The organism is Herbiconiux sp. J20-20 (assembly GCF_057365085.1).
Genome location: NZ_CP195122.1, coordinates 1,982,616 through 2,004,610, shown reverse-complemented (window position 1 = coordinate 2,004,610; position 21,995 = coordinate 1,982,616). Strand labels below are relative to the sequence as shown.

Below are 21,995 nucleotides of genomic sequence, written 5' to 3'. Positions count from 1 at the left end.
GCGAGAAAAGGAAGACTCCCACTGTGTCCAAGCGAATCGAAGTCAACGACCTCAACGTCTACTACGGCAAGTTCCGTGCCGTCGAGGGCGTGACGCTCACCATCGAGCCCCGCTCCGTGACCGCGTTCATCGGCCCGTCCGGCTGCGGCAAGTCCACCTTCATCCGCACGCTCAACCGCATGCACGAGGTGATCCCGGGCGCCTACGTCGAGGGTGAGGTGCTGATCGACGGCAACAACCTCTACGACGCGAGCGTCGACCCGGTGAACGTGCGCCGCCAGGTGGGCATGGTGTTCCAGCGCCCCAACCCGTTCCCGACGATGTCGATCCGCGACAACGTGCTCGCGGGCGTCAAGCTCAACAACCGTCGCATCAGCAAGAGCGAGGCGGATGAGCTGGTCGAGTCCTCGCTGCAGGGCGCCAACCTCTGGAACGAGGTCAAGGACCGCCTGGAGAAGCCCGGATCGGGCCTGTCGGGCGGTCAGCAGCAGCGTCTCTGCATCGCGCGCGCCATCGCGGTCAAGCCCGAGGTCATCCTGATGGACGAGCCCTGCTCGGCCCTCGACCCGATCTCGACCCTCGCGATCGAGGACCTCATCGAGGAGCTCAAGTCGGAGTACACGATCGTGATCGTGACCCACAACATGCAGCAGGCCTCGCGCGTGAGCGACAAGACGGCGTTCTTCAACATCGCGGGCACCGGCAAGCCGGGCAAGCTCATCGAGTACGACGACACCACGACGATCTTCTCGAAGCCCAGCGTGCAGGCGACCGAGGACTACGTCTCGGGCAAGTTCGGCTAAGCGCCCAGCACCACGATCGGCGGCGTCGACGGGGTCTCGGAGCCGCCCGCCGGCTCGATCGTGACTCCGACGGCGTCGCCGGCGTGCATCACGCCTTCGAGCACGACGCTGACCCGGTCGCCCTCCATCGTGAAAGTGCCCGCGGGGATCGCCTCGCCGTCGCGCAGGTACCAGAGCTCGTAGGTCTGGTCGCTGGGCAGCTCGCCCATGCCTTCGGCGATGAGCGCCGAGCGCCCGAGCTCCCCCGACCAGACGAGCGTGGCGTGGCCGCCGCCGTCGAGCGGCACGCTGGCGCGCTGGAAGTCGCTCGCGGCGGTGATCTCGGCGATCTGCTGCGCCTGGTTGTCGGCGGTGCCGTCGGCGACCAGGAGCCCGCCCGAGAACGCCAGCACGATGGCGGCCGCGGCCCCGGCCAGTGCGACGGCGGGGTGGCGGAACCAGCGGGCTCGGGCGCGCTCGGTCGGCGCCAGCACCTCGGCCGCGGGCGGCGCGGGTTCGGCGGCGGGCGCGGCCGTCTCCTCGGCGGGCAGCTGCGGCAGGTCGGCGATCGCGGCCAAGATGCTCGCACGAAGCTCGGGGCTCGGCGCCTCCGGGGTGACGGCGAGGCCCAGTTCGGCCGCCGTGGCAGTGAGCCCGTCGACTTCGGTGCGCAGCTCGTCCGAGCCGCGCAGCCGCGCCTCGAAGGCCGCGCGCTCGTCGGCGGGCAGCGCGTCGAGCGCGTACGCCCCGCTCAGCTCATCCACGTCGGGTCCGTCGTTCGGGTGCTCCGGTGTCGGGTTCGTGGTCACGAGGCCACCCCCAGTTCGTCTCTCAAGCGGATCATGCCGTCACGCAGCCGCGTCTTCACGGTGCCGATCGGCACCTCGAGCAGGGTCGCCACCTCGCTGTGGCTGAGGCCGCGGAAGTAGGCGAGCGAGACGGCCTGGCGCTGCAGCTCCGTGAGACGTTCCATCGCTTTCTCCACCCTTTCGCTCTCCAGTCTGATCTCCACGTTCTCGGCCACCGAGTCGAAGCCGGGGGCGAAATCGCGGATTCCCACCCGCGTGTCACGGTCCCGGCTGGACTGCGAGGCCCGCACCCGGTCGACCGCTCGGCGGTGCGCCATGGTCAGCATCCAGCTGACCGCACTCCCCCGCCCCGGTTCGTACCGGGCGGCGGTCTGCCAGATCTCGAGGAAGATCTCCTGCGTCACTTCCTCCGACTGCGCGTGGTCGCGCAGCAGCCGCTTGACCAGGCCGAAGACCCGCGAGGCGGTCTGGTCGTAGAGCTCGGCGAAGGCGATCTGATCGCCGCCGGCGCATCGCGCGAGAAGCGCCTCGGGCGTGAGGTCGACCTGGCTCGCGGAGCGCTGATCGACATCATCGGACACAAGTTTCAGCATCCCACACCGTTCCTCGACGTTCTCGTGGAAAGTCATTCGGAACCGGGCGCGAGCCGGATTGGTGCCGAATCGGGGCGCGAAAAACCGGGCCGCAGAACGCCTCTCGGCGGAAGGCCGCTCGCAGCGGCGAAATTTGGAGCCCGGGGTTACTGCGGCCCGGCCAGACGAGTCTACGTTCAGTCGAGCGAGTCTGCACGGGCGAGGCCCGCACTCGCCGCCAGATCGGCCGCGATCGTCGACAGGCGCAGGGCGCGACGCGTCAGCGCGTCCGCCCGGTCGCTCTCCGCGCCGTCGTAGTCGTCGGCGAGGCTGGTCGCCCCGGCCGCCGCGACCCGACAGAACGCCGCCGCACGCTCCAGTGCGAGCGCGAAGTCGCCCTCGAACACCCCGCGCAGGATGCGGTCGGCCAACTCGACGACCTCCTGCGGTCCCGCCGGGGTCGGCGCTCCCGCGACCAGTGCGTCGATCGTGCGCAGCACCTCGGTGCCGCGGGTGTAGATCAGGCTGACCGCATCCGGGTTGCTGCGGATCATCAGTCGCACCAGATACAGCCGCCACAGCGCCCCCGGCAGGCTGTGCGCAGTGGCGTGCGACCACAGCTCGGCGAGCGCGTCGATGCCGTGCTCGTCGGTGTAGTGCACGAGGCGCTTCACGACGCTCGGGTCGGCGGAGTCCCGCGCGCGGGTCAGGATCGCCGCCGCGCTCTCGTGCGCAGCCCGGGACTGCGCCGCCGGATCCGTGCCGCCCTCGTAGGCCTCGAACTCGCGGCCTCCGAACAGGGCTGGCTTGTGGAACTCCGACGACATCGTTCCAGGGTACGCGGGCGCGCACGTCTCTACCCGAACGTGAACGAATAGGCTTCGACACCCGGTTCAACGCTCACCTCGATCGTTCCCTCGGTCGAGCCGTCGAGCTCGACGAGCTGATAGGAGTCGGGCACGCCCTGCACCCGGATCACGCGCGGTTCGCCGCCGTCGACGCGCACCGTGACCTCGCCGGAGCCGCCGAGCACCATGCGCACCTCGCGGGTGGCGGTGAACTCGAGCCGCACCGTTCCGGGCGAGCCGATCGGCGTCGCGTTCTGGAAGTCGATCTCCCACCGCCCGTCGAGGGCGAAGGTGTCGCGGGCCAGATCGTCCGGAATCCGGTACTTGTTGACGCCGGAGCGATACGCCTCGTCGCCGCCGAAGTTCACGACCTTGCCGAGGCTGAGGTAGCTCTCGGGCGTCGTCGAGCCGAGCTCCGGGGTGTCGTCGACCAGCTCGGTCGGGGCGGGCAGCTCGACGTCGGGGTTCGCCAGCACGAGCAGTTCGCGGATCAGCTTCTCGGTGGTGGCGTAGCCGTCCTCGCCGAACTTGATGTGGCGCACGGTGCCCTCCGCGTCGATCAGGTAGTGCGCGGGCCAGTAGCGGTTGCGGTAGTTCGTCCACGTCGACAGCGAGTTGTCGAGCGCCACCGGGTACTCGATGCCGTAGCCGCGGGCGCCCGCCTCGACGTTGCGCTGCTCCTTCTCGAACGCGTACTCGGGCGAGTGGATTCCGATCACCTGCAGCCCGAGGTCGCGGTAGGTCTCATCCCACGCCACGGCGTGCGGCAGCGAGCGTTGGCAGTTGATGCACGAGTAGGCCCAGAAGTCGATCAGCACGACCTGGCCGCGCAGCTCCTCCAGCGCGATCGGCTGGTTGCCGGGGGTGTTGAACCAGGCTTCGATGCCGCGGATGTCGGGCGCCGTGCCGCAGCTCTCCAGCTCGGACGCTCCCTGCGTGCAGAGGTCGAGATCCTTGTTCTGCTCGTTCTCGAGACCGCCGAGGTCGAGCGCCTCGGTGATCGCCTCCGACTCGGCGATCTGCTCCTGCAGGGCGCTCGTGTAGTCGGGGATGAGGCGCTGCAGGGTCTGGGGAAGGTTGAAGACGAGTCCGACGGCGAGCGCGATCATCACGACACCGCCCGTGACACGGATCGCGTTCTGGCGCGCCCGGAACGCCTTCACTCGCTCGGCGACGCGGCGCCCCGCGAGCGCGAACACCAGCAGCGGCAGGGCCGCCCCGAGAGCGAAGGCGACCGTCAGCACGACCGTCTCCGCGCCGATCCGGCCGGTCGCGCCCGCCACGGTGATCGCCGCGAGCACCGGGCCGGCGCACGGAACGTAGACGGCGCCGAGGGCGAAGCCGAGCACGAAGCCGGAGCGATCGGTGGAGACGCTGCGCTGCGGAATCCACGAGAACGGCTTCTCCAACAGGTGCTGGAAGGCCGGAACGATGAGGCCCAGCCCGATCAGGATCAGCACGACGATGCCCGCCCAGCGCAGCACATCCTGCGGAAGGCCGAGCACGGCCAGCAGCAGCGAGCCGGCGAGCGTGATCAGGCTGAAGCTCGTGACGAGCCCCGCGATCACCAGGTAGGGGCGCCAACGCGAGACCGGCCTCGACGCCGCACCGTCGCGGGCGCTCTGCGCGCCGCCGGACAGGAAAATGACCGGGAGCACGGGGATGATGCAGGGCGAGATGCCGGTGATGAGACCGCCGAGCAGTCCGATCAGTCCGAGTGTGATGAGCATGACCCGTGTTCGGAGCCGTCACCGGAATCGGAGCGGTCGAAACCGGAGTTCCTGCGAATCCGGAATTCGACCCAACCGGTTCTGCCACTGCTCCGAAGTGCCTTGTACAGGAACCGTCCACACGGAGAGCCGCCCACCGCGGCTGTCCCGCACTGAGGAGAAACCCATGCGAACCCACTCGCGCACCAAGCTCGCCGCCATCAGCATCGCCGCTGTGGCCATGTTCGGCCTCGCGGCCTGTACGACCGCGGCCGAGGAGGTCACCGACGACCCGGCCATGGAAGAGGAGATGGACGACACCATGAGCGACCCGGCCTTCGCCAACCTGGTGGGCCCGGGCTGCACCGCCTACGCCGAGGCCGTTCCGGATGGCGCCGGCTCGGTGGTCGGCATGTCGCAGGACCCGGTCGCGGTCGCCGCGAGCAACAACCCGCTGCTGACGACTCTGGTCGCCGCGGTCTCCGGTCAGCTGAACCCGGAGGTCAACCTGGTCGACGTGCTGAACGGTGACGAGTTCACCGTCTTCGCGCCGGTCGACGACGCCTTCGCCGCTCTCGACGCCGAGACGGTCGACGCGCTCGCCCAGCCGGAGAACGCCGAGCTGCTGACCTCGATCCTGACCTACCACGTGGTTCCCGGTCAGATGCTGCCCGCCGACATCGCCGGAATGACCCTCACCACGGTGAACGGTCAGACCCTCGAGATCGGATCCGATGTCGACACCCTCACCGTGAATGACGCCAACGTCATCTGCGGCGGTGTCATGACGGCCAACGCCACCGTGTACCTGATCGACGCGGTGCTGTTGCCGGCGAGCTGAGTCCCTAGCTCGTCGCACCGGACGGGGTCGGATGTCGTGGTGGCATCCGGCCCCGTCTTTCTGCGCCTCAGGCGTAGGTGGTGGCCAGCAGCTCGTCGAAGATCTCGATCTCGTAGTTCTGCACGAGCGCGGCCTGCGCGGCGATCTGCCGGACCGGCGCGGTGGCGGCCCCGGTCGCCGCCTCCGCCATGTGCACCCCGCCGACGTGGTGGGTGCGCATCAGCTCCAGGAACATCCGCCCCTTCTCGAGGCCTTCGGCGAGCGCCAGCTCGCGCATCTGCTCGTCGGTGGCGAGGCCCGGCATCATGTCGGCGGCCATCTCCATGCCCATCCAGCCCATCACCGTCTCAGGCATCGCGGTGCTCTCGCCCCAGGACTGCAGCCAGGTGTGCATCATCCCGCGCTCGTAGGACTGGTTCTGCAGGATGTCGGCGGCGGCCGTCTGCACCTGCGAGCCGGTGTCGGTTCCGAGTACGCGCTGGCACATGGCGAGCGCCTGCTCGTGGTGGAAGGCCATGTCTTGGCAGAAGCCGATGTCGATCTCGTTGGGGGATGCGGCATCCGTCTGCTCGGTCGTGCACGCCGTCAAGAGCGCGCCCAGCGCCGCCGCGGCCGTGCCGCCGAGGAAGGCCCGGCGCGCGACGACGGGGCGCGGGGTGCTCACGGCCGGCCGCCGGGGCCACCACCGTTGCCGGTGCCGACGATGGCGTCGTCGGAGACCTCGCCGTAGTAGCAGCCCATGAAGTAGGGGAACGTGGTGGTCGTGTAGTACCGGTACTGCCCGTCGCTGTCGACGCGTCCGTTGCACTGGTCGAGATCGCCGGAGCCTTCGACGTAGGTGTGCGCCGACCAGGTGTCGGAGGCGAACAGCGAGTCGTCCGTGAGCTGCCAGCTGCTCTCGAGCTGCACCATCTCGGTGCACTCGTCGTCGGCGCAGACGTAGCCCGACATGATCGGGTAGCCGTCGGCCGACCAGCCGACCAGGATCGAGTCGCCGGATTCGACCTCCTCGGCGCTGTAGAGGCAGTCGACGTCATCGGCCCAGCCGAACAGGTGCAGGTGGAACTGCACCGGACTGGAGTGGCTGCCGCACTCGGAGAGCGCGCCGCGCAGCGACAGCACATCGCCGCCGGTCGACTCGGTGGGGCCGTAGATCGGCACCCCGTCGACGGCGATGCCGATGGTGCCGAGGGCGGGGATCTCGCCCGGCTCGTCGGCGACCGTCGGAGTGACGGCCAGGTTCAGCGCGACGGTGGAGGCCTGCAGCTCTTCCGGCGTCGTCGCGATGTAGAGGTAGTCGGGGATCGCGTTGCTGGTGACGCTGAGCACGTCGCCGTCGCAGGTGGCGGTGAGCTCCGGATCCGGGGAGTCCGGGTTGGCGCTCTCCACGTCGCGGAAGGTGGCGGCCATCGCCTCGCAGTCCCCGTTCGAGGCGGCGAAGTCGGTTGTGGTCGTGGTGGTCGTGGTGTCGCTCTCGACGACGGCGGAATCGGTCGTCGTCTCCGTGGTGTCGGCGGCGGTGCAGCCGGCGAGCGCGAGGGCCGCGATCAGGGCGACGGCCAGCGTCGGTTTCAGTCGGACGGGCATGGCGAGGTTTCCTTCAGCGTGGTGCGGCCAGATCGCCGCCCAGGCTGACAGCGTTCGCTATGCCGTCACTATGAATCCGCTCCACTCATGCACAGCCGCACGGGCGCCGCGCGCTCCCACTACGCTGGGGAGCCGAGGGCCTGTAGCTCAGTTGGCAGAGCAGCGGACTTTTAATCCGTGGGTCGTGGGTTCGAGCCCCACCGGGCCTACCGTCGAATATGCCGGCGAGGCGACTCTCACGCCGAGCCGCTCACCGCGATGCCGATCTTGCCGCGGGCGTGCTGCTCGCCGAAGTGGCGCAGCGCCTCGGCGGTTTCGGCGAGCGGGTAGCTGCGCTCGATACTCGGCCGCACCTGGCCGGCGTCGATGAGGGCGGCTAGCTCGACCAGGTCCGCGGCGCTGGCCGAGGCCGTGAGCGGGCGAAGCTGCTGGCTGACGAAGGTGTTCTGAATGCCCGCGGCGATCAGGCGTCCGATGGGGCCGAGTATCCGCCCGCCGTTGCCGGAGGACAGCACCAGGATGCCCTTCGGGGTGAGGATGCGACGCAGCTTCGACAGCGGGTGGTTGCCGACGACGTCGAAGATCACGTCGAACTTCTCGTCGCCGTCGGCGACGTCACGTTCGGTGTAGTCGATCACGTCGTGCGCTCCGAGCGAGCGCACCAGTTCGACGTTGCGGGTGCTGCAGACCCCGGTCACGGTGGCGCCGAGAGCGACGGCGATCTGCACCGCGAAGGTGCCGACACCCCCGGAGGCGCCGTTGATCAGGACACGCTCGCCGGGGGCGACGTGGGCGACATCACGGAGGCCCTGCAGCGCGGTCATCCCGGCGAGCGGCACGCACGCCGCCTCCTCGAAGCTGAGGCTCTGCGGTCGGCGCGCCAGCAGGCGCGCGGGCGCCACCACGTACTCGGCGAACGTGCCCGCCGGCACCTCGCCGAAGACCTCGTCGCCGACGGCGAACTGGCTCACCTCGCTGCCGACCGCCTCGATCACGCCGGCGACATCCCGCCCGGGCGTCGCCGCCTTCGGCGCCCGCAGTCCGAACACGAGCCGCACCAGGTACGGCTCGCCGCGGGTCAGGAGCCAGTCGGCCGCGTTGACGGAGGCTGCCCGCACGCGGATGAGCACCTGATCCGGCTTCGGCGTGGGCACCGGCACCTCGCTGAACTCGAGGACTTCGGGGCCGCCGTATCGCTGCTGGGTGATCGCCTTCATGACTTCCTTCGCGCTTTCGCTTCTGGTGTAACACTATGGTGTGTGCTACACAGTATCGTGTTACTCACTCAACCTCTACCCCGGATCGGAACACCCATGAAGCTTTTCGCCCCGAACACCCGTCCCGTACTGCTGTCGACCCTGTGGGTCGTGCTGATGCTCAACTACCTCTACTGCGACGTGCTCGGCCTCTACGACCCGCACCACCTTGTCGCCCTCCAAGAGCAGACCATCGGAGGCGTGCCGTTCACGCCCGAGGCGCTCGTCGCGGCCGGCGTGCTGATGCAGATCCCGATCGCCATGGTGCTGCTCTCGCGCATCCTGCGACAGGGCCTCGCCCGCTGGGTCAACGTGGCCGCCGCAACCGTGATGGGCGCCGTGCAGGTCAGCACGTTGTTCTTCGGCACCCCGCCGACGCCCGTGTACGTGTTCTTCTCCGCCATCGAGATCGCGCTGGCGATCGCGATCGTGGCGATCGCGCTCACCTGGCGCCGCGCATCCGAACCCGTCGCGCACGAGAACCGCACCGTCGCCGCGTGACGCCCACTAGCGTGAAGAAGTGCTGAACGACGACGAGCTCGCAACCCACCGGCAGGAGCTGCGCCGGGGGACGGTCGTGGCCGCCTGTCTCGTGCTGCTGCAACAGCCCAACTACGGCTACGCCCTGCTCACCGCCCTCGAAGACGCAGGGTTCGCCGTGGACGCGAACACCCTCTACCCGCTGCTGCGCCGGCTCGAGAAACAGGGTCTGCTGACCGCCGAATGGAACACCGACGAGTCCCGGCCCCGCAAGTTCTATGTGACCAGCAGTGAGGGTGCGGCACTCGCGCGCACCCTCACCGACGACTGGAACCAGCTGACCACCGCTTTCACGGCCCTCACGGAGAAGCCATGACCACCGCATCCACCCTCACCGACCGCTACGTCGCCGAAGCGCTGCGCGGGATGCCCGCCGCCCAGCGCGCCGACATCGAGACCGAGCTGCGCGCCTCCATCGCCGATGCAATCGATGACCGCATCGAGGCGGGGGCGGATGCCGCGGCCGCCGAACTCGACGTGCTGACCGAGCTCGGCGCCCCGCGCGGGCTCGCCGCCGGCTACTCCGCGCGCCCCACCGCCCTCATCGGGCCCGACCTCTACCCCGACTTCGTGCGCGCGCTCACGGCGCTGCTGGCGACCGTGGTGCCGATCTGGTTCCTGTTCAGCGGGATCGTGACCTTCGTCGACGGCGCGACGCCGCTCGAGACCTTCGGCGCGGCCCTGTTCGGCTCGCTCGAACTCGCGATGTCGATCGCCTTCTTCACGGCACTCGTCTTCGTGATCATCGAGCGCACGCCCGCGATGCGCTCGCGGCACCGGGCTGCCTGGAACCCGGCTTCCCTTCCCGAGGTGCGGGATCGACGCGGCTACCTGCAGGAGCTCGTCGGCGGCGTCATCCTGCTCGTCGTGATCACCGGAACCGTGATCGCACTGCAGACGGTCGGCGCCGTCGACGCCCCGAACGGAGATCTGATCGGTCCGATCCAACCGGACCTGTGGGCATCCGGTGCCCTGCTGATCGCGCTGTTCTACCCGATCGTGAGCATCGTGTTCCACGTCGTCGGCTACTACACCGGCTGGTCGACGCCGAACGCGATCGCGACGATCGTGTTCCAGGTGCTCTTCGTCGTGCCGGCGATCTGGCTCACCGCGAGCGGACGCCTGCTCAACCCCGACTACTTCGACGCGGTCGGCTGGCAGGGCGGGGCGGCGGTCGTCGCGACCGTGATCATCGTGCTCGTGCTGCTCTTCGCCCTGCTCGACGCGATCGACGGGATCGTGCGAGCGACGCGCTCGCGCCGCACGCGCTGATCGGGCGGATGCGGGAGCGCCGCGCGGCACCTACGAGCAGCAGCTGGAGGCGCCCGGCGCAGCCCCCGTCGAGCAGACGCCCGTCGCGGGCAGGTCGAGCTGCACCGCGGTCGCGGCGGCGAGGTCGCCGGCGAGCCAGGCGGTGATCGAGCGCACCTGCTCGTAGCCGGTCGCCAGCAGGAAGGTCGGGGCGCGTCCGTAGCTCTTCATCCCGGCGAGGAAGAAGCCCTCCTCCGGGTGCTGCAGCTCGGCGAAGCCGTGCGGCTCGACGGTGCCGCAGGTGTGCTCGTTGGGGTCGATCAGGGGCGCGAGGCGGCGCGGCGCCTCCACGATCTCGTCCAGGTCGAGGCGCACCTCGCGCAGCATGTCGAGGTTCGGGCGGAACCCGGTCGCGTTGACCACCAGGTCGGTGCCGTGCTCGACGAGCTCCCCGGCTCGGGCGCCGACGAGGCGCACCCCCTCCGCTTGACGCTCCAGCCGCACGATCTCGAAGCGGTCGACCACCTCGATCGCACCGGAGGCAACGAGCGCGTCGACGCGGGCCCCGAGCGAGGCCCGCGCGGCCAGCTCGTCGTCGGGCGAGGTCGTGACGCGCACCGCAGAGGCGTTGCGAATCAGCCAGGTGACCCGGGTTCCCGGTTCTTCCCGCGCCAGCTGGGCGAGCGCGAGCAGCGTGTTGGCCGCCGAGTGCCCGGCCCCCACGACGGTGGTGTGGCGGCCGGCGAAGCGCGCGCGCTCCCGGCCCAGCACGTCGGGGAGGGCGTGTGTGACGAGGTCGGCGACCTCGGGCAGGCCGAGCGGTTCCAGGCCGCTCGAGGCCAGACTGTTGGGCGAGCGGTAGGTGCCGGAGGCGTCGATCACGGCGCGCACCGGCAGGTCGGTCAGCTCTCCGCCGTCGCGCACCCGCACCAGGAACGGGGTGGACTCGCGCCGCGCGGTGCGGGTGCGATCCATGCCCTCACGCGTGACGGCGACCACCTCGACGCCGGTGCGCACGTGGTCGGCGATCTCGGGCAGGGCCGCGAGGGGCGCGAGGTACTGCTCGACGAGCTCGGCGCCGGTCGGCAGCGACGTCTCGGCCGGATGCGTCCAGCCGGTCGCCTCCAGCAGTCGACGCGAGGCCGGGTCGACGAGGTGCATCCAGGGCGAGAACAGCCGCGTGTGACCCCACTGGCGGACGCTGTCCGCGACGGTGTCGCCCGCCTCGAACACGACGAAGTCGATGCCGCGCTCGACGAGATTGGCGGCGGCGGCCAGCCCGATGGGGCCCGCGCCGATGATGGCGACCGGGAGCGCGTCGCGCCGCTCGCTGCTCACGGGACGGCGGGTCAGGTCGATCAGAGTCACGAGGGGCCTTTCACTTCATCGACGGGTGTCGATATGGATTCTGCTCGCATCCATCGAAGTTTGTCAATATTTGGGTAGACTCGTCCCATGAAGACTCTGCCGATCGTCGACGCGCCCGCGGGCGCGGCCTGCTGCGCGCCCCTCACCCGGGCGCCGCTCGACGCCGCCGAGGCCGACGACGTCGCCCGGCGATTCAAAGCGCTCGGCGATCCGGCCCGCGTGCGGCTGATCTCGATCGTCGCCGCCTCCGACGGCCAAGAGGCCTGCGTCTGCGACCTCACCGAACCGGTCGGGCTCAGCCAGCCGACCGTGTCGCACCACCTGAAGATCCTGATGGATGCCGGCTTCCTCACCCGCAGCAAGCGCGGCACCTGGGCGTACTACCGCCTCGTTCCCGGCAGCCTCGATCAGCTCGGGCTCGTGCTCGCCACCGGCTGAGACCGGCATGACGACCGCCTTCATCGCGCCGCCCAGGCGCATCCCGCTGTATCTGCGGTTCGGGCTCTGGGTGGTCAAGAAGCGCACCGGCGCCGACCTGCTGCCGCCGAAGCTCCTCGCCTGGTATCCGCGCGCGGCCATCGGCTCGGGCATCCTCGAGGCGCTCGTCGCGCACCGCGACGGCGACATCGACGAGCGGATGCTGAAGCTCGTGCGCATGGCCGTGTCGTTTCGCGTGGAGTGCCCGTTCTGCATGGGCTTCAACTCGGAGGGCTGGGAGCGGCTGATCACCGAAGACGAGCTCGCCGCGGTGCAGGGCCGCACGCCGCTCGACGAGGTGCCGACGCTCACCGCGCGGGAGCGGCTCGCGATCGAGTACGCGCGGCGCAGCTGCGACACCCCGCTCGACTTCACGCCCGAGTTCGGGGCGCGCCTCACGGAGCTGTTCAGCGAGCGCGAGCTCGTCGTGCTCGCCTCCACCTCGGCGCAGGTCAACTACTGGGCGCGACTCATCCAGGCGCTCGGCTGCCCGGCCGAAGGCTGAGCCCCGGTCAGACGATCGTGGCGCCGAACACCCAGCCGAGGGCGTAGGTGACCGCGGCGGCGCCGTAGCCGATGGCGAGCTGACGCAGCGCGCGCTTCAACGGTGACGCCCCCGAGAGCACGCCGACCACCGCGCCCGTCAGCAGCAGCGCCAGGCCGACCGCGACCGCGGCGATCACGACCGCCACCAGGCCGTCGCCGCCGAACAGGTACGGCAGCACCGGGATCACGGCCCCGGCCGCGAAGAACGCGAAACTCGAGATCGCCGCCCGCCAGGTGGAGCCAACCGCCTCGTGCTCGTCCTCGTCGTCGTCGTGGTCGATGCGACGCGCCGCCAGCACCTCCTGCGCGCGCTGCTCGGCGCGCTCCTCCGACATGCCGCGAGCGCGATACACGAGCGCGAGCTCGTTCGCGTCGACGTCGAGGGCCGCCACCGCGCCGTGCGAAGCCGGGTCGGCGCGGGAGGCCGTGAGCAGCTCGCGCTGCGAGCGCACCGAGACGTATTCCCCCGCCGCCATGGAGAGGGCGCCGGCGAGAAGGCCGGCGATGCCGGTGAACAGCACCACCGAGGAGGCGGCGCCCGTCGCGCTCACGCCGAGCACCAGCGCCAGGTTCGAGACCAGTCCGTCGTTCGCGCCGAACACCGCCGCGCGGAACGTGCCGGCCAGCCGCAACCGGCCCCGCGCTGCGAGACCGCGCAGCACCTCGCCGTGGATCCGCTCGTCGGCCGCCATCGCATCCGTCGCATCCGCGTCGTCGTCGTAGGGCGACCGCGCCTCGGCGCGCTGCGCCAGGGCGAGCACGAACAGGCTGCCGAAGTGCCGGGCGAGCCACGCCAGGCCGCGGGTGCGCAGGCTGCCGCGCTTCGGCGCCCCGACGTCGTCGCCGAGCAGCGCGAGCCAGTGCGCCTCGTGGCGCCCCTCCGCATTCGCCAGGCCGCGCAGAATCTCGCGCTCCGCGCCGTCGGCCCGCTCGGCGAGCTCGCGGTAGACCTGCGCCTCCGCGCGCTCGTCGGCCAGGTGACGACGCCAGCGCTGAATCTGCCGTCTCGTCGGAGTGCTCATGCGCTGAGCACCAGACCCCAGGAGCCCTGCCAGCGCTCCCCCGGCTCCAGCCAGATGAGCCCCTGCCCCGAGTTGAGAGCGTCGGGCGGGGCGGTCATCGGCTCGACCGCGACCGCGGCGACGAGCTCGCCCGCCTTCGGAAAGTTCTTCGGCGTGAACACCTGCAGGTAGCCCCAGTCGGCGTTCTGCCAGAGCGTCAGCCGACGCCCGTCGGGGGCGTCCAACCAGGCACTCGCCCCGCGCACGCTCGCATCCGCCTCGCCCGGCAGCGGCACGAGGGCGACACCCCCGAAGGCGGTGTCGAGGGTCAGCTCGCCGACCGGTCGGGGGGAGCGCACGTCGGCGAAGGTGCCGTCGACCGGCGATTCGGCGACCGGGTTCAGTCGCTCGTCCACCTCGAAGAAGGTGGCCGCCGCCACGGTGAGGCGCAGCTCCTCCACCGGCACGTCGCCGATGCGCAGATACGGATGCGTGCCCACGGCGTACGGCGCCAACCGCGTCGCGCGGTTCTCGACGCCGTGGGTGACGGTGAGCCCGGCATCGACCAGCTCGTAGCGCACCCAAGTGTCGAGCTCGAAAGGCCAGCCGTGCTGCGGGGCGATGCGCGCGCCGAGCGTCACCGCCTCGGCCGACTGCTCGCGCACCTCGTACTCGGCGAACTGCAGCAGCCCGTGCAGAGCGCCGCCCCGATCGGGCTCGGTGATGTCGAGCTGCTGCACGGCGCCGTCGAGGATCCAGCGCGCATCCCGCACCCGGTTCGGCCACGGCGACAGCACGACGCCGTTGCAGAACGCCGGAGCCTCATCGATCGGCACCGGCTCGGTGAGATCGACACCGTCGATGCGCAGCGAGCGCAGCACCGCGCCGACGGTGCCGAGCTCGGCGCGCACGGCGCCGCGCTCCAACAGGATCTGTTCGCCAGTGGGGGCACGCATGCGACGAGCCTAGAGGCCGGATGCGGCGCGGTAGCGAACACCCCACGACGCCTCGACCCGGTCGCCCGGTTCGAGCCACCGCAGGTCGGTTCCCGAGTTGAGCGCGTCCGGCGGCACGGTCATCGGCTCGAGCGCGACCGCGCGGTGCGGCCCCTCCTCGCCGGGGAAGTCGGCCGGCGTGAACAGTTGCAGCCAGCGGAATGCCGGGTCGGCCCAGACCGTCGTCGCGGCGCCGTTCGCCGCCTCTAGCCACGCGACCTCGGCAGCCTCCTCGCGGTTCGAGAGCTGCCCGAAGCCGACATTGAAATCGGCGCCGGCGAGCGACGTCGCCGCGCGCAGGTCGAACTCGGTGCCCGCCACCGGGTGCTCGGCGACCGGGTTGAGGCGGTCGTCCAGCTCGAGGCGCGTCTCGCCCGCCACCCGCAGCGTCAGCTCGTCGGTCGGCGTCTCGCCGACCCGGAAGTACGGGTGCGCGCCGACCGACCACGGCGCGCGGGCCGAGCCGAGGTTCTCCGCGCCGTGCGTCACCGTGAGGCCGTCCGCCTCCAGCGCGTAGGTGACCCAGGTGTCAAGGATGAACGGCCAGCCGTGCTGGGGGTAGATCGTGGCGCCCAGGGTGAGCGAGCGATCCGTCTGCTCACGCAGCCGGTAATCGGTGTTGCGCAGCAGGCCGTGGATCGCGCCGCCGCGAGCGACGTCGGTGATATCGAGCTGCTGCACCTCCCCGTCGAGAACCCAGCGGGCATCCTTCACCCGGTTCGGCCACGGGGCAAGCACGATGCCGCAGCCGTGCGAGGGCAGGCTGTCGGCGGGCACGGTCTCGGTGATCCGGATGCCGCCCACACGCACCTCGCGCAGCACCGCCGCGAGGGCGCCGATCTCGACGCGCACGTGGCCGTCGTCGAGGAGGAACTGTTCACCGGTGGGAGAAGTCACGCCCGTCAGCCTAGAAGGTCGGGCACCTCGATCCGAGTGCCCGCGCGGGCCGCGACGGCGCGCAGCGCCTCGACGGCGGCCGCCTCGCCCGCGGTGACGAGAGTGTCGAAGTCGGCGAGGGTGCCGATGCGGCCCAGATGCCGCTGGCTCCACTTGGAGGCGTCGGCCACCAGCACGCGCCGGGTCGCCGCCGCGACCATCGCGCGCTTGATCTCCGCCTCCGGCAGGTTGAGGTTGGTGACGGCGCCGTCGTCGGCGATGCCGTTGCCGCCGAGGATCGCGAAATCGGCATGCAGCTCGGGAAGCGTGTTGGCGGCCAACGGCGCCACGAGCGAGTGCTGCAGCGGCCGCAGCGTACCGCCGGTGACGATGACCGTGAAGCGCGGGATCGCCGCCTCCAGCGCGAGCGCGATCGACAGCCCGTTGGTGATCACCGTGAGCTCGGTGAGATCGCGTCGCGCCACCAGGGCCCGGGCCACGGCGAGCGTCGTCGAGCCGACATCGAGCAGCACGCTCGACCCGTTGCTGACGAGCGCGGCGGCGCGGCGCCCGATGGCGCGCTTCAGCTCGGCGTCGCGCTCGGCGGCCGTCTCCACCGGGGCTTCGCGCTCCGTGCCGGGCACCGGCATCGCTCCGCCGTGCACGCGGTGCACGAGCCCGGCGTCGTCGAGGGCGCGCAGGTCGGAGCGCACCGTCACCTCGCTCACGCCGAAGTAGTCGCGCACCTCCGACACCCGCACGTACCCGCGCTCGGCGACGAGGGCCGCGAGGGCGGCGCGCCGGGCTTCGGCGGGCAGCTCGCCCCGGTCATCCATGATCGCCCTTTCGCTCCGCACGGCTTTCGATTTCTGTCGTATCTGCAAGCCGTGCTTTCATTATCGTAATCCTGTGCCCATCACTCACCACCGCAGCACCCTCGCCGACGGCCGCGAGCTGATCTACTTCGACGACGCCGACACCACCCTCGGACCCGAGCGCGCCCTCGACGCCCGCGAACTCGACCCGCGGCCCGCCACCGCGACCATGCGCCAAGACGTGCTCACCGGCGACTGGGTCTCGATCGCCGCCGCCCGTCAGAACCGGGCCTTCCTGCCGCCGGCCGAACTCGACCCGCTCGCACCTCAGAGCCCCGGCAACCCCTCCGAGGTGCCCTCGCTCTACGACGTCGCCGTCTTCGAGAACAAGTCGCCCTCCTTCGGCCCCGCGCTCGCCGACGACCCGAACGCGCCGCAGGGCCTGGGTGACCTGGCGACGCTCGGCTACGGGCGCACCCGCACCTCCGTCGGCCGCTGCGAAGTGGTCTGCTTCAGCCCCGAGCACGAAGGCTCCTTCGGCAGCCTCAGCCCCAGCCGCGCCCGCACCGTCATCGAGGCCTGGGCGCACCGCACCGCCGAGCTCTCGGCCCTGCCCGGCATCGAGCAGGTGTTCCCGTTCGAGAACCGCGGCGAAGCCATCGGCGTCACCCTGCAGCACCCGCACGGGCAGATCTACGCCTACCCGTACGTCACCCCGCGCACCACACGCCTGCTCGACTCGATCCAGCAGCTCGGGCCCGACCTGTTCGAGCGCATCCTCGAATTCGAGCGCGCCAGCGACCGCGTCGTGCTCACCGGCTCGCACTGGACGGCCTTCGTGCCGTTCGCGGCGCGCTGGCCCATCGAGATCCACCTGATGCCCCACCGCCACGTGGCCGACTTCGCCGAGACGAACGACGCCGAGCGCGACGAACTGGCGACGCTCTACCTGCGACTGCTGCGCGGCGTCGACGCGCTCTACGACACCCCCACGCCCTACATCGCCGCGTGGCATCAGGCCCCCGTGCACGTCGGCCGCGACAGCGTACGCTTGCACCTCGAACTCACCTCGCCGCGCCGTGCGGCCGACAAGCTCAAGTACCTCGCCGGCTCGGAAGCCGCGATGGGAGCCTGGATCGGCGACGTCACCCCCGAAGCCGCGGCGGCGAACATCCGAAAGGCCATCGAGAGCGTATGAGCGACCTGCGTGACGACGTCCGCGCCCTGTTCACCGAGCTGACCGCGCACGCCCCGCTCGGCCTCTGGTCGGCGCCGGGCCGGGTCAACCTGATCGGCGAGCACACCGACTACAACGACGGATTCGTGCTCCCCTTCGCAATCGACCGCCGCACGCTCGTTGCGGTCGGGGTGCGCGACGACGGCGTGCTGCGCGTCGCCTCCACCTTCGGCGACGAGAGCGTCGAGGTCGAGTTGGCCGAGCTGTCGGCGATCGTGGCCGAAGGCGGACTCGACGGCTGGGCCGCGTATCCGCTCGGGGTGGCCTGGGCGCTCGGCGAAGCCGGGGCCGACCTCGCGGCGGTGCCGGGGCTCGACCTGGTGATCGACTCCAACGTGCCGGTCGGGGCGGGACTGTCGTCCTCCGCCGCGATCGAGTGCTCCGTCGCGCTCGCGCTCGACGAGGTGTGGCAGCTCGGGCACACGCGCGAGCAGCTCGCCCGAGTCGGCCAGCGCGCCGAGAACATCGCCGTCGGCGCGCCGACCGGAATCATGGACCAGTCGGCCTCGCTGCTCGGGCAGCGTGACGCCGCGGTGTTCCTCGACTGCCGCTCGCTCGAGGCCGAGGTGATCGACCTCGGGTTCGCCGAAGCGGGGCTCGTGCTGCTCGTGATCGACACCGGGGTGAAGCACTCGCACGCGACCGGCGGCTACGGCGAGCGCCGCGCCTCCTGCGAGGCGGGGGCCGCCGCGCTCGGCGTCGCCTCGCTGCGCGACGTGACGGTCGACGATCTGCCGCGCGCCCGCGACCTTCTCGATGACGTCACGTTCCGCCGCGTGCGGCACGTCGTCACCGAGAACCAGCGCGTGCTCGACACGGTGCTCGCGCTGCGCGAGAGCGGGCCGCGCGCGATCGGCGAGCTGCTCGACGCCTCGCACGTGTCGATGCGCGACGACTTCGAGATCTCGGTGCCGGAGCTCGACCTCGCCGTCGAGACCGCGCAGTCCCACGGCGCCCTCGGCGCGCGGATGACCGGCGGCGGCTTCGGCGGTGCCGCGATCGCGCTCGTGCCCGCCGAGGAGCTCTCGCGCGTGCAGGTCGCGCTCGACGGCGCCTTCGCCGAGCACGGCTTCTCGGCCCCCGAGCTCTTCACCGTCACCCCCTCCCCCGGCGCCCTCCGCGAGCCCTAACCCCGCGGGGCGCCCCGCAGGGCGTGCCGAGCGCTACCGAAACTTGCGAGCGCCACCAGTTCTTCGGTGGCGCTCGCATTTTTGGGTAGCGCTCGGCGAAAGGGGGGCGGCGTGCGCGCGGGCGGCGGCTGACGTAGCATGGATACCCCCGGTGGGTATCCATGGGGCGTCAGACAAGGAGTGCGAACCGTGTGCAACTCGACCACCCCGGTCGGCCAGCTCGGCCTGACCGACGCCAACCACGAATGCCACTGCGGCAGCGCAAACGCGGCGCACACGATCGGCGCGCACCCCGAGGGCAGCATCGAGTCCGACTATCTGGTCGACGGGATGACCTGCCAGCACTGCGTCGCGAGCGTCACCGAAGATCTGAGCGAGCTCGACGGGGTCGAGCGCGTCGACGTCGACCTGAACGCGGGCGGCGCCTCGCGCGTCACCGTCGTCAGCCGTGCGCCGATCGCTCCCGAAAGCGTCGCCGCCGCGATCGCCGAGGCCGGCTACACGCTCACCCCCGCGTCATGAGCACCGCCGTCGACCTCGAGATCGGCGGCATGACGTGCGCCTCCTGCGCGAACCGCGTCGAGCGCAAGCTCAACAAGATCGACGGGGTCACGGCGAGCGTCAACTACGCCACCGAGAAGGCGCACGTCGACGCCCCCGGCGTTGACGTCGCCACGCTGATCGCCGCCGTCGAATCTGCCGGGTACACGGCCGCGCTCCCCGCACCGCCCGTCGCGCATCCCGCCGACGACGAGGCGCCCACCGACCCCGAACTGCGCGCGCTCCGTCTGCGGCTCATCATCTCCGCCTCCCTCGCCGTGCCTGTCGCGCTGCTGTCGATGATCCCGGCGCTTCAGTTCACGAACTGGCAATGGCTCGCCCTCACCCTCGCGGCCCCGGTCGCCGTGTGGGGCGCCTGGCCGTTCCACCGCGCCGCCACCGTCAACGCCCGACACGGCGCCGCCACCATGGACACCCTGATCAGCGTCGGCGTGATCGCCGCCTTCGGCTGGTCGCTTTACGCCCTCTTCTTCGGCATGGCGGGAATGCCCGGCATGCAGATGACGGTGACCCTTGTCGGCACGCCGGGCGAGGCATCCGGAGAGATCTACCTCGAGGTCGCCGCGGCCGTGACCGTCTTCATTCTCGGCGGGCGCTATCTGGAGGCGCGCGCCAAGTCGCAGTCGGGGGCGGCGCTTCGTGCCCTCCTCGAACTGGGCGCCAAGGACGCGGTGGTGCTGCGCGAAGGCGCCGAGGTGCGCGTTCCGGTCGACGCGCTCGTGCCCGGCGACACCGTCGTCGTGCGCCCCGGCGAGAAGATCGCGAGCGACGGGCTGGTGCTCGAGGGCGCCTCGGCGGTCGACGCGAGCATGCTGACCGGCGAATCAGTCCCGGTCGAGGTCGGACCCGGTGATCGGGTCGTCGGGGCCACGCTCAACGTGGGCGGACGACTGGTGATCGAGCTGACGCGCGTCGGGGCCGACACCAAGCTCGCCCGACTCGGGCGGCTGGTGGAGGAAGCCCAGACCGGCAAGGCCGCCGTGCAGCGGCTCGCCGACCGCGTCTCGGCGGTCTTCGTGCCCGTCGTCTTCGGCCTCGCGATGATCGCGTTCGCGGGCTGGCTCCTCGCCGGCGCGAGTGTCGAGCTCGCCTTCACAGCCGCCGTCGCAACGCTCATCATCGCGTGCCCGTGCGCCCTCGGACTCGCGACCCCCACCGCGCTGATGGTGGGCACCGGACGCGGCGCGCAGCTCGGCATCCTCATCCGCGGGCCGCAGGTGCTCGAGCAGACGCGTCGCATCGACACGATCGTGCTCGACAAGACCGGCACCCTGACCACGGGTCGGATGCGCGTGCTCGCCACGACCGCGATCGGCGCCACCGCGGCGGACGAACTGCTGCGCCTCGCCGCGGGGGTCGAGACGGGCTCGGAGCATCCCGTGGCGCGGGCGATCCTCGAGCACGCGCAGGCCGAGGGGGTCGCGGCCCCGTCGCCCGAGCGGTTCGTCGCGCACGCCGGGTTCGGCGTCGAGGCGGTCATCGACGGCCACGCGGTCGTCGCCGGACGCGCGAGCTGGCTCGCCGAGGCATGGTCGCTGGATGTCCCCGCCGAGGCGGTCGCCGCCGCGTCCGAGGCCGAGGCGAGCGGCCGCACCGCCGTCGTCGTCGCCTGGGATGGCGAGGTGCGCGGCGTGCTGAGCGTCGGCGACACGGTGAAGCCGAGCAGCGCGCAGGCGATCGCCCGGTTCCGCGAGCTCGGGCTGCGTCCGGTGCTCCTGACCGGCGACAACGCGGGGGCCGCGGACGCGGTCGCCGCCGCCGTCGGAATCGAGGAGGTGCACGCCGGGGTGACGCCGCAGGTCAAGCTCGAAGTGATCCGCGCTCTCATGGCGGACGGCCACACGGTCGCGATGGTCGGCGACGGCGTCAACGACGCGGCCGCCCTCGCCGCGGCCGACCTCGGCATCGCGATGGGCAGCGGAACGGATGCAGCGATCGCCGCGAGCGACATCACCGTGGTCAGCGGCGACCTCCTGGTGGTCGCCGACGCGATCCGCCTGGCGCGCCGCACGCTCGGCACCATCAAGGGCAACCTGTTCTGGGCCTTCGCCTACAACGTGGCCGCGATCCCGATCGCGATGCTCGGTCTGCTGAACCCACTCATCGCGGGCGCCGCGATGGCGTTCTCCTCCGTCTTCGTGGTCACGAACAGCCTCCGCCTCCGCCGCTTCCGCCCCGCCTAAGACCGCCGAGCGCTACCCAAACTCACGAGAGCGACCAGTTCTTCGGTAGCGCTCGCGTGTTTGGGTAGCGCTCGGCGGAAGAGGAGGGGCGCGGGGCGCGGCCCTACAGGGCGACGCCGCGGTTGCGGCGGCGGGTGTGCTTGGGCGCGCGGCCGCCGATGAACGAGCGGTCGGAGGCCACCACGAAGCCGTGGCGCAAGGCCTGTCGGCCGATCAGCATCCGGAAGCCCATCTCATCGCGGTTGGTGAGGGTCACCTCGATGTGAACGTCCTGCCCCACGAGCACGATCGGCATCTCGACAACGAGCCGCTCATCGACGTGCCCCGAGGAGCTGCGCACGCGGCGGCGATCTTTCACCGGCAGCTCGACGATCACATCGTCGTCGTTGGTGCGCTGCCAGGGGTGGATGTGAAACCGCACCCAGTCGGCCCCGTCGCACTCGAACGGCTCGATGTTGAAGGCGTGGATCGCGGATGTCTGCGCGCCGGTGTCGAGTTTCGCCTTGATCCACGGAATTCCGATTTCGGGCATCTGAACCCACTCACGCCACCCCGCGAGGGTGTTTGAATGAGAGGACTCGCCCATCCCCCTATCTTGTCAGGGCCCCTCC

The 21,995-nt window shown here is 71.0% G+C and carries 24 protein-coding genes and 1 tRNA gene; 12 read left to right on the top strand and 13 right to left on the bottom strand.

The window, feature by feature from the left end; translation table 11 throughout:
- Nucleotides 1–23 precede the first annotated feature (23 nt).
- The gene (gene pstB / locus ACR3ZA_RS09710; RefSeq protein WP_294180082.1) at nt 24–803 is read left to right on the top strand and encodes a phosphate ABC transporter ATP-binding protein PstB; all 780 of its coding nucleotides are present in this window, start codon (nt 24–26) and stop codon (nt 801–803) included.
- Here the strand turns inward: pstB and ACR3ZA_RS09705 are convergent.
- The 4 genes from ACR3ZA_RS09705 to ACR3ZA_RS09690 all read right to left on the bottom strand — a co-directional run bounded on the left by ACR3ZA_RS09705 (nt 800) and on the right by ACR3ZA_RS09690 (nt 4,741).
- Complete coding sequence (locus ACR3ZA_RS09705) at nt 800–1,591, bottom strand: anti-sigma factor (RefSeq protein WP_473661760.1); 792 nt, start codon at nt 1,589–1,591, stop codon at nt 800–802. The genes pstB and ACR3ZA_RS09705 overlap by 4 nt on opposite strands.
- Nucleotides 1,588–2,184, bottom strand: coding sequence for an ECF RNA polymerase sigma factor SigK (locus tag ACR3ZA_RS09700; RefSeq protein WP_473661759.1), 597 nt, complete (start codon nt 2,182–2,184; stop codon nt 1,588–1,590). The genes ACR3ZA_RS09705 and ACR3ZA_RS09700 overlap by 4 nt, the downstream gene beginning before the upstream one ends.
- A 176-nt stretch (nt 2,185–2,360) precedes the next feature.
- Nucleotides 2,361–2,990 carry a DNA-directed RNA polymerase subunit beta gene (locus ACR3ZA_RS09695; protein WP_473661758.1) on the bottom strand — a complete coding sequence of 210 codons (630 nt, stop codon included), beginning with the start codon at nt 2,988–2,990 and terminating at the stop codon, nt 2,361–2,363.
- Nucleotides 2,991–3,019: 29 nt separating this feature from the next.
- On the bottom strand, nt 3,020–4,741 hold the full coding sequence (locus ACR3ZA_RS09690) for a cytochrome c biogenesis protein CcdA (protein ID WP_473661757.1): 1,722 nt from the start codon (nt 4,739–4,741) through the stop codon (nt 3,020–3,022).
- Nucleotides 4,742–4,907: 166 nt separating this feature from the next.
- On the opposite strand from ACR3ZA_RS09690, the gene ACR3ZA_RS09685 reads away from it, so the two are divergent.
- On the top strand, nt 4,908–5,561 hold the full coding sequence (locus tag ACR3ZA_RS09685) for a fasciclin domain-containing protein (protein WP_473661756.1): 654 nt from the start codon (nt 4,908–4,910) through the stop codon (nt 5,559–5,561).
- 67 nt (nt 5,562–5,628) lie between these two features.
- Here ACR3ZA_RS09685 and ACR3ZA_RS09680 read toward each other — a convergent pair whose 3' ends face one another.
- A complete protein-coding gene (locus ACR3ZA_RS09680) occupies nt 5,629–6,225 on the bottom strand; it encodes a DUF305 domain-containing protein (protein WP_473661755.1) in 597 nt (198 codons plus the stop codon).
- Complete coding sequence (locus ACR3ZA_RS09675; protein ID WP_473661754.1) at nt 6,222–7,148, bottom strand: YHYH protein; 927 nt, start codon at nt 7,146–7,148, stop codon at nt 6,222–6,224. Before ACR3ZA_RS09675 ends, ACR3ZA_RS09680 begins: the two co-directional genes overlap by 4 nt.
- A gap of 136 nt (nt 7,149–7,284) precedes the next feature.
- Between ACR3ZA_RS09675 and ACR3ZA_RS09670 the strand changes: the two genes are divergently transcribed.
- Nucleotides 7,285–7,357: transfer RNA gene (locus tag ACR3ZA_RS09670), tRNA-Lys, on the top strand.
- 27 nt (nt 7,358–7,384) lie between these two features.
- On the opposite strand, the gene ACR3ZA_RS09665 is transcribed toward ACR3ZA_RS09670, so the two are convergent.
- Nucleotides 7,385–8,365 carry a zinc-binding dehydrogenase gene (locus tag ACR3ZA_RS09665; protein WP_473661753.1) on the bottom strand — a complete coding sequence of 327 codons (981 nt, stop codon included), beginning with the start codon at nt 8,363–8,365 and terminating at the stop codon, nt 7,385–7,387.
- A 96-nt stretch (nt 8,366–8,461) separates the two neighbouring features.
- On the opposite strand from ACR3ZA_RS09665, the gene ACR3ZA_RS09660 reads away from it, so the two are divergent.
- Genes ACR3ZA_RS09660 through ACR3ZA_RS09650 form a run of 3 tightly spaced genes read left to right on the top strand, consistent with a single transcriptional unit; the run spans nt 8,462 to nt 10,216 of the window.
- Nucleotides 8,462–8,905, top strand: a complete 444-nt coding sequence (locus ACR3ZA_RS09660) for a DUF6326 family protein (RefSeq protein ID WP_473661752.1) — start codon at nt 8,462–8,464, stop codon at nt 8,903–8,905.
- A 19-nt stretch (nt 8,906–8,924) separates the two neighbouring features.
- A complete protein-coding gene (locus tag ACR3ZA_RS09655) occupies nt 8,925–9,260 on the top strand; it encodes a helix-turn-helix transcriptional regulator (protein WP_473661751.1) in 336 nt (111 codons plus the stop codon).
- Entirely contained in the window at nt 9,257–10,216 is a 960-nt protein-coding gene (locus ACR3ZA_RS09650; protein ID WP_473661750.1) for a permease prefix domain 1-containing protein, read from the top strand. Before ACR3ZA_RS09655 ends, ACR3ZA_RS09650 begins: the two co-directional genes overlap by 4 nt.
- A gap of 30 nt (nt 10,217–10,246) precedes the next feature.
- Here ACR3ZA_RS09650 and ACR3ZA_RS09645 read toward each other — a convergent pair whose 3' ends face one another.
- On the bottom strand, nt 10,247–11,563 hold the full coding sequence (locus ACR3ZA_RS09645) for an FAD-dependent oxidoreductase (RefSeq protein WP_473661749.1): 1,317 nt from the start codon (nt 11,561–11,563) through the stop codon (nt 10,247–10,249).
- Between the two features lie 87 nt (nt 11,564–11,650).
- On the opposite strand from ACR3ZA_RS09645, the gene ACR3ZA_RS09640 reads away from it, so the two are divergent.
- Entirely contained in the window at nt 11,651–12,001 is a 351-nt protein-coding gene (locus ACR3ZA_RS09640) for a metalloregulator ArsR/SmtB family transcription factor (protein WP_473661748.1), read from the top strand.
- Between the two features lie 7 nt (nt 12,002–12,008).
- Nucleotides 12,009–12,545: a carboxymuconolactone decarboxylase family protein gene (locus tag ACR3ZA_RS09635; protein ID WP_473661747.1), complete on the top strand. Its 537-nt coding sequence runs from the start codon at nt 12,009–12,011 to the stop codon at nt 12,543–12,545.
- 7 nt (nt 12,546–12,552) lie between these two features.
- On the opposite strand, the gene ACR3ZA_RS09630 is transcribed toward ACR3ZA_RS09635, so the two are convergent.
- The 4 genes from ACR3ZA_RS09630 to ACR3ZA_RS09615 are packed head-to-tail and all read right to left on the bottom strand — an operon-like array spanning nt 12,553 to nt 16,294.
- Nucleotides 12,553–13,608, bottom strand: a complete 1,056-nt coding sequence (locus tag ACR3ZA_RS09630; RefSeq protein WP_473661746.1) for a VIT1/CCC1 transporter family protein — start codon at nt 13,606–13,608, stop codon at nt 12,553–12,555.
- Nucleotides 13,605–14,543, bottom strand: coding sequence for an aldose epimerase family protein (locus ACR3ZA_RS09625; protein ID WP_473661745.1), 939 nt, complete (start codon nt 14,541–14,543; stop codon nt 13,605–13,607). The genes ACR3ZA_RS09630 and ACR3ZA_RS09625 overlap by 4 nt, the downstream gene beginning before the upstream one ends.
- 9 nt (nt 14,544–14,552) lie before the next feature.
- A complete protein-coding gene (locus ACR3ZA_RS09620) occupies nt 14,553–15,479 on the bottom strand; it encodes an aldose epimerase family protein (protein ID WP_473661744.1) in 927 nt (308 codons plus the stop codon).
- A gap of 5 nt (nt 15,480–15,484) precedes the next feature.
- Nucleotides 15,485–16,294, bottom strand: a complete 810-nt coding sequence (locus ACR3ZA_RS09615) for a DeoR family transcriptional regulator (RefSeq protein ID WP_473661743.1) — start codon at nt 16,292–16,294, stop codon at nt 15,485–15,487.
- 79 nt (nt 16,295–16,373) lie between these two features.
- Here ACR3ZA_RS09615 and galT point away from each other — a divergent pair, with 79 nt between their 5' ends.
- From galT to ACR3ZA_RS09595, 4 genes are all read left to right on the top strand, one after another.
- Nucleotides 16,374–17,471 carry a galactose-1-phosphate uridylyltransferase gene (galT, locus tag ACR3ZA_RS09610; RefSeq protein WP_473662309.1) on the top strand — a complete coding sequence of 366 codons (1,098 nt, stop codon included), beginning with the start codon at nt 16,374–16,376 and terminating at the stop codon, nt 17,469–17,471.
- A complete protein-coding gene (gene galK, locus ACR3ZA_RS09605; RefSeq protein WP_473661742.1) occupies nt 17,468–18,640 on the top strand; it encodes a galactokinase in 1,173 nt (390 codons plus the stop codon). The genes galT and galK overlap by 4 nt, the downstream gene beginning before the upstream one ends.
- Nucleotides 18,641–18,829: 189 nt before the next feature.
- Nucleotides 18,830–19,162 (top strand): cation transporter, encoded by a 333-nt coding sequence (locus ACR3ZA_RS09600; protein ID WP_473661741.1) that lies wholly within the window; start codon nt 18,830–18,832, stop codon nt 19,160–19,162.
- On the top strand, nt 19,159–21,384 hold the full coding sequence (locus tag ACR3ZA_RS09595) for a heavy metal translocating P-type ATPase (protein ID WP_473661740.1): 2,226 nt from the start codon (nt 19,159–19,161) through the stop codon (nt 21,382–21,384). The genes ACR3ZA_RS09600 and ACR3ZA_RS09595 overlap by 4 nt, the downstream gene beginning before the upstream one ends.
- A gap of 103 nt (nt 21,385–21,487) precedes the next feature.
- Here ACR3ZA_RS09595 and ACR3ZA_RS09590 read toward each other — a convergent pair whose 3' ends face one another.
- Nucleotides 21,488–21,916, bottom strand: coding sequence for a putative ATP-dependent zinc protease (locus tag ACR3ZA_RS09590; protein ID WP_473661739.1), 429 nt, complete (start codon nt 21,914–21,916; stop codon nt 21,488–21,490).
- Between the last annotated feature and the right edge of the window lie 79 nt (nt 21,917–21,995).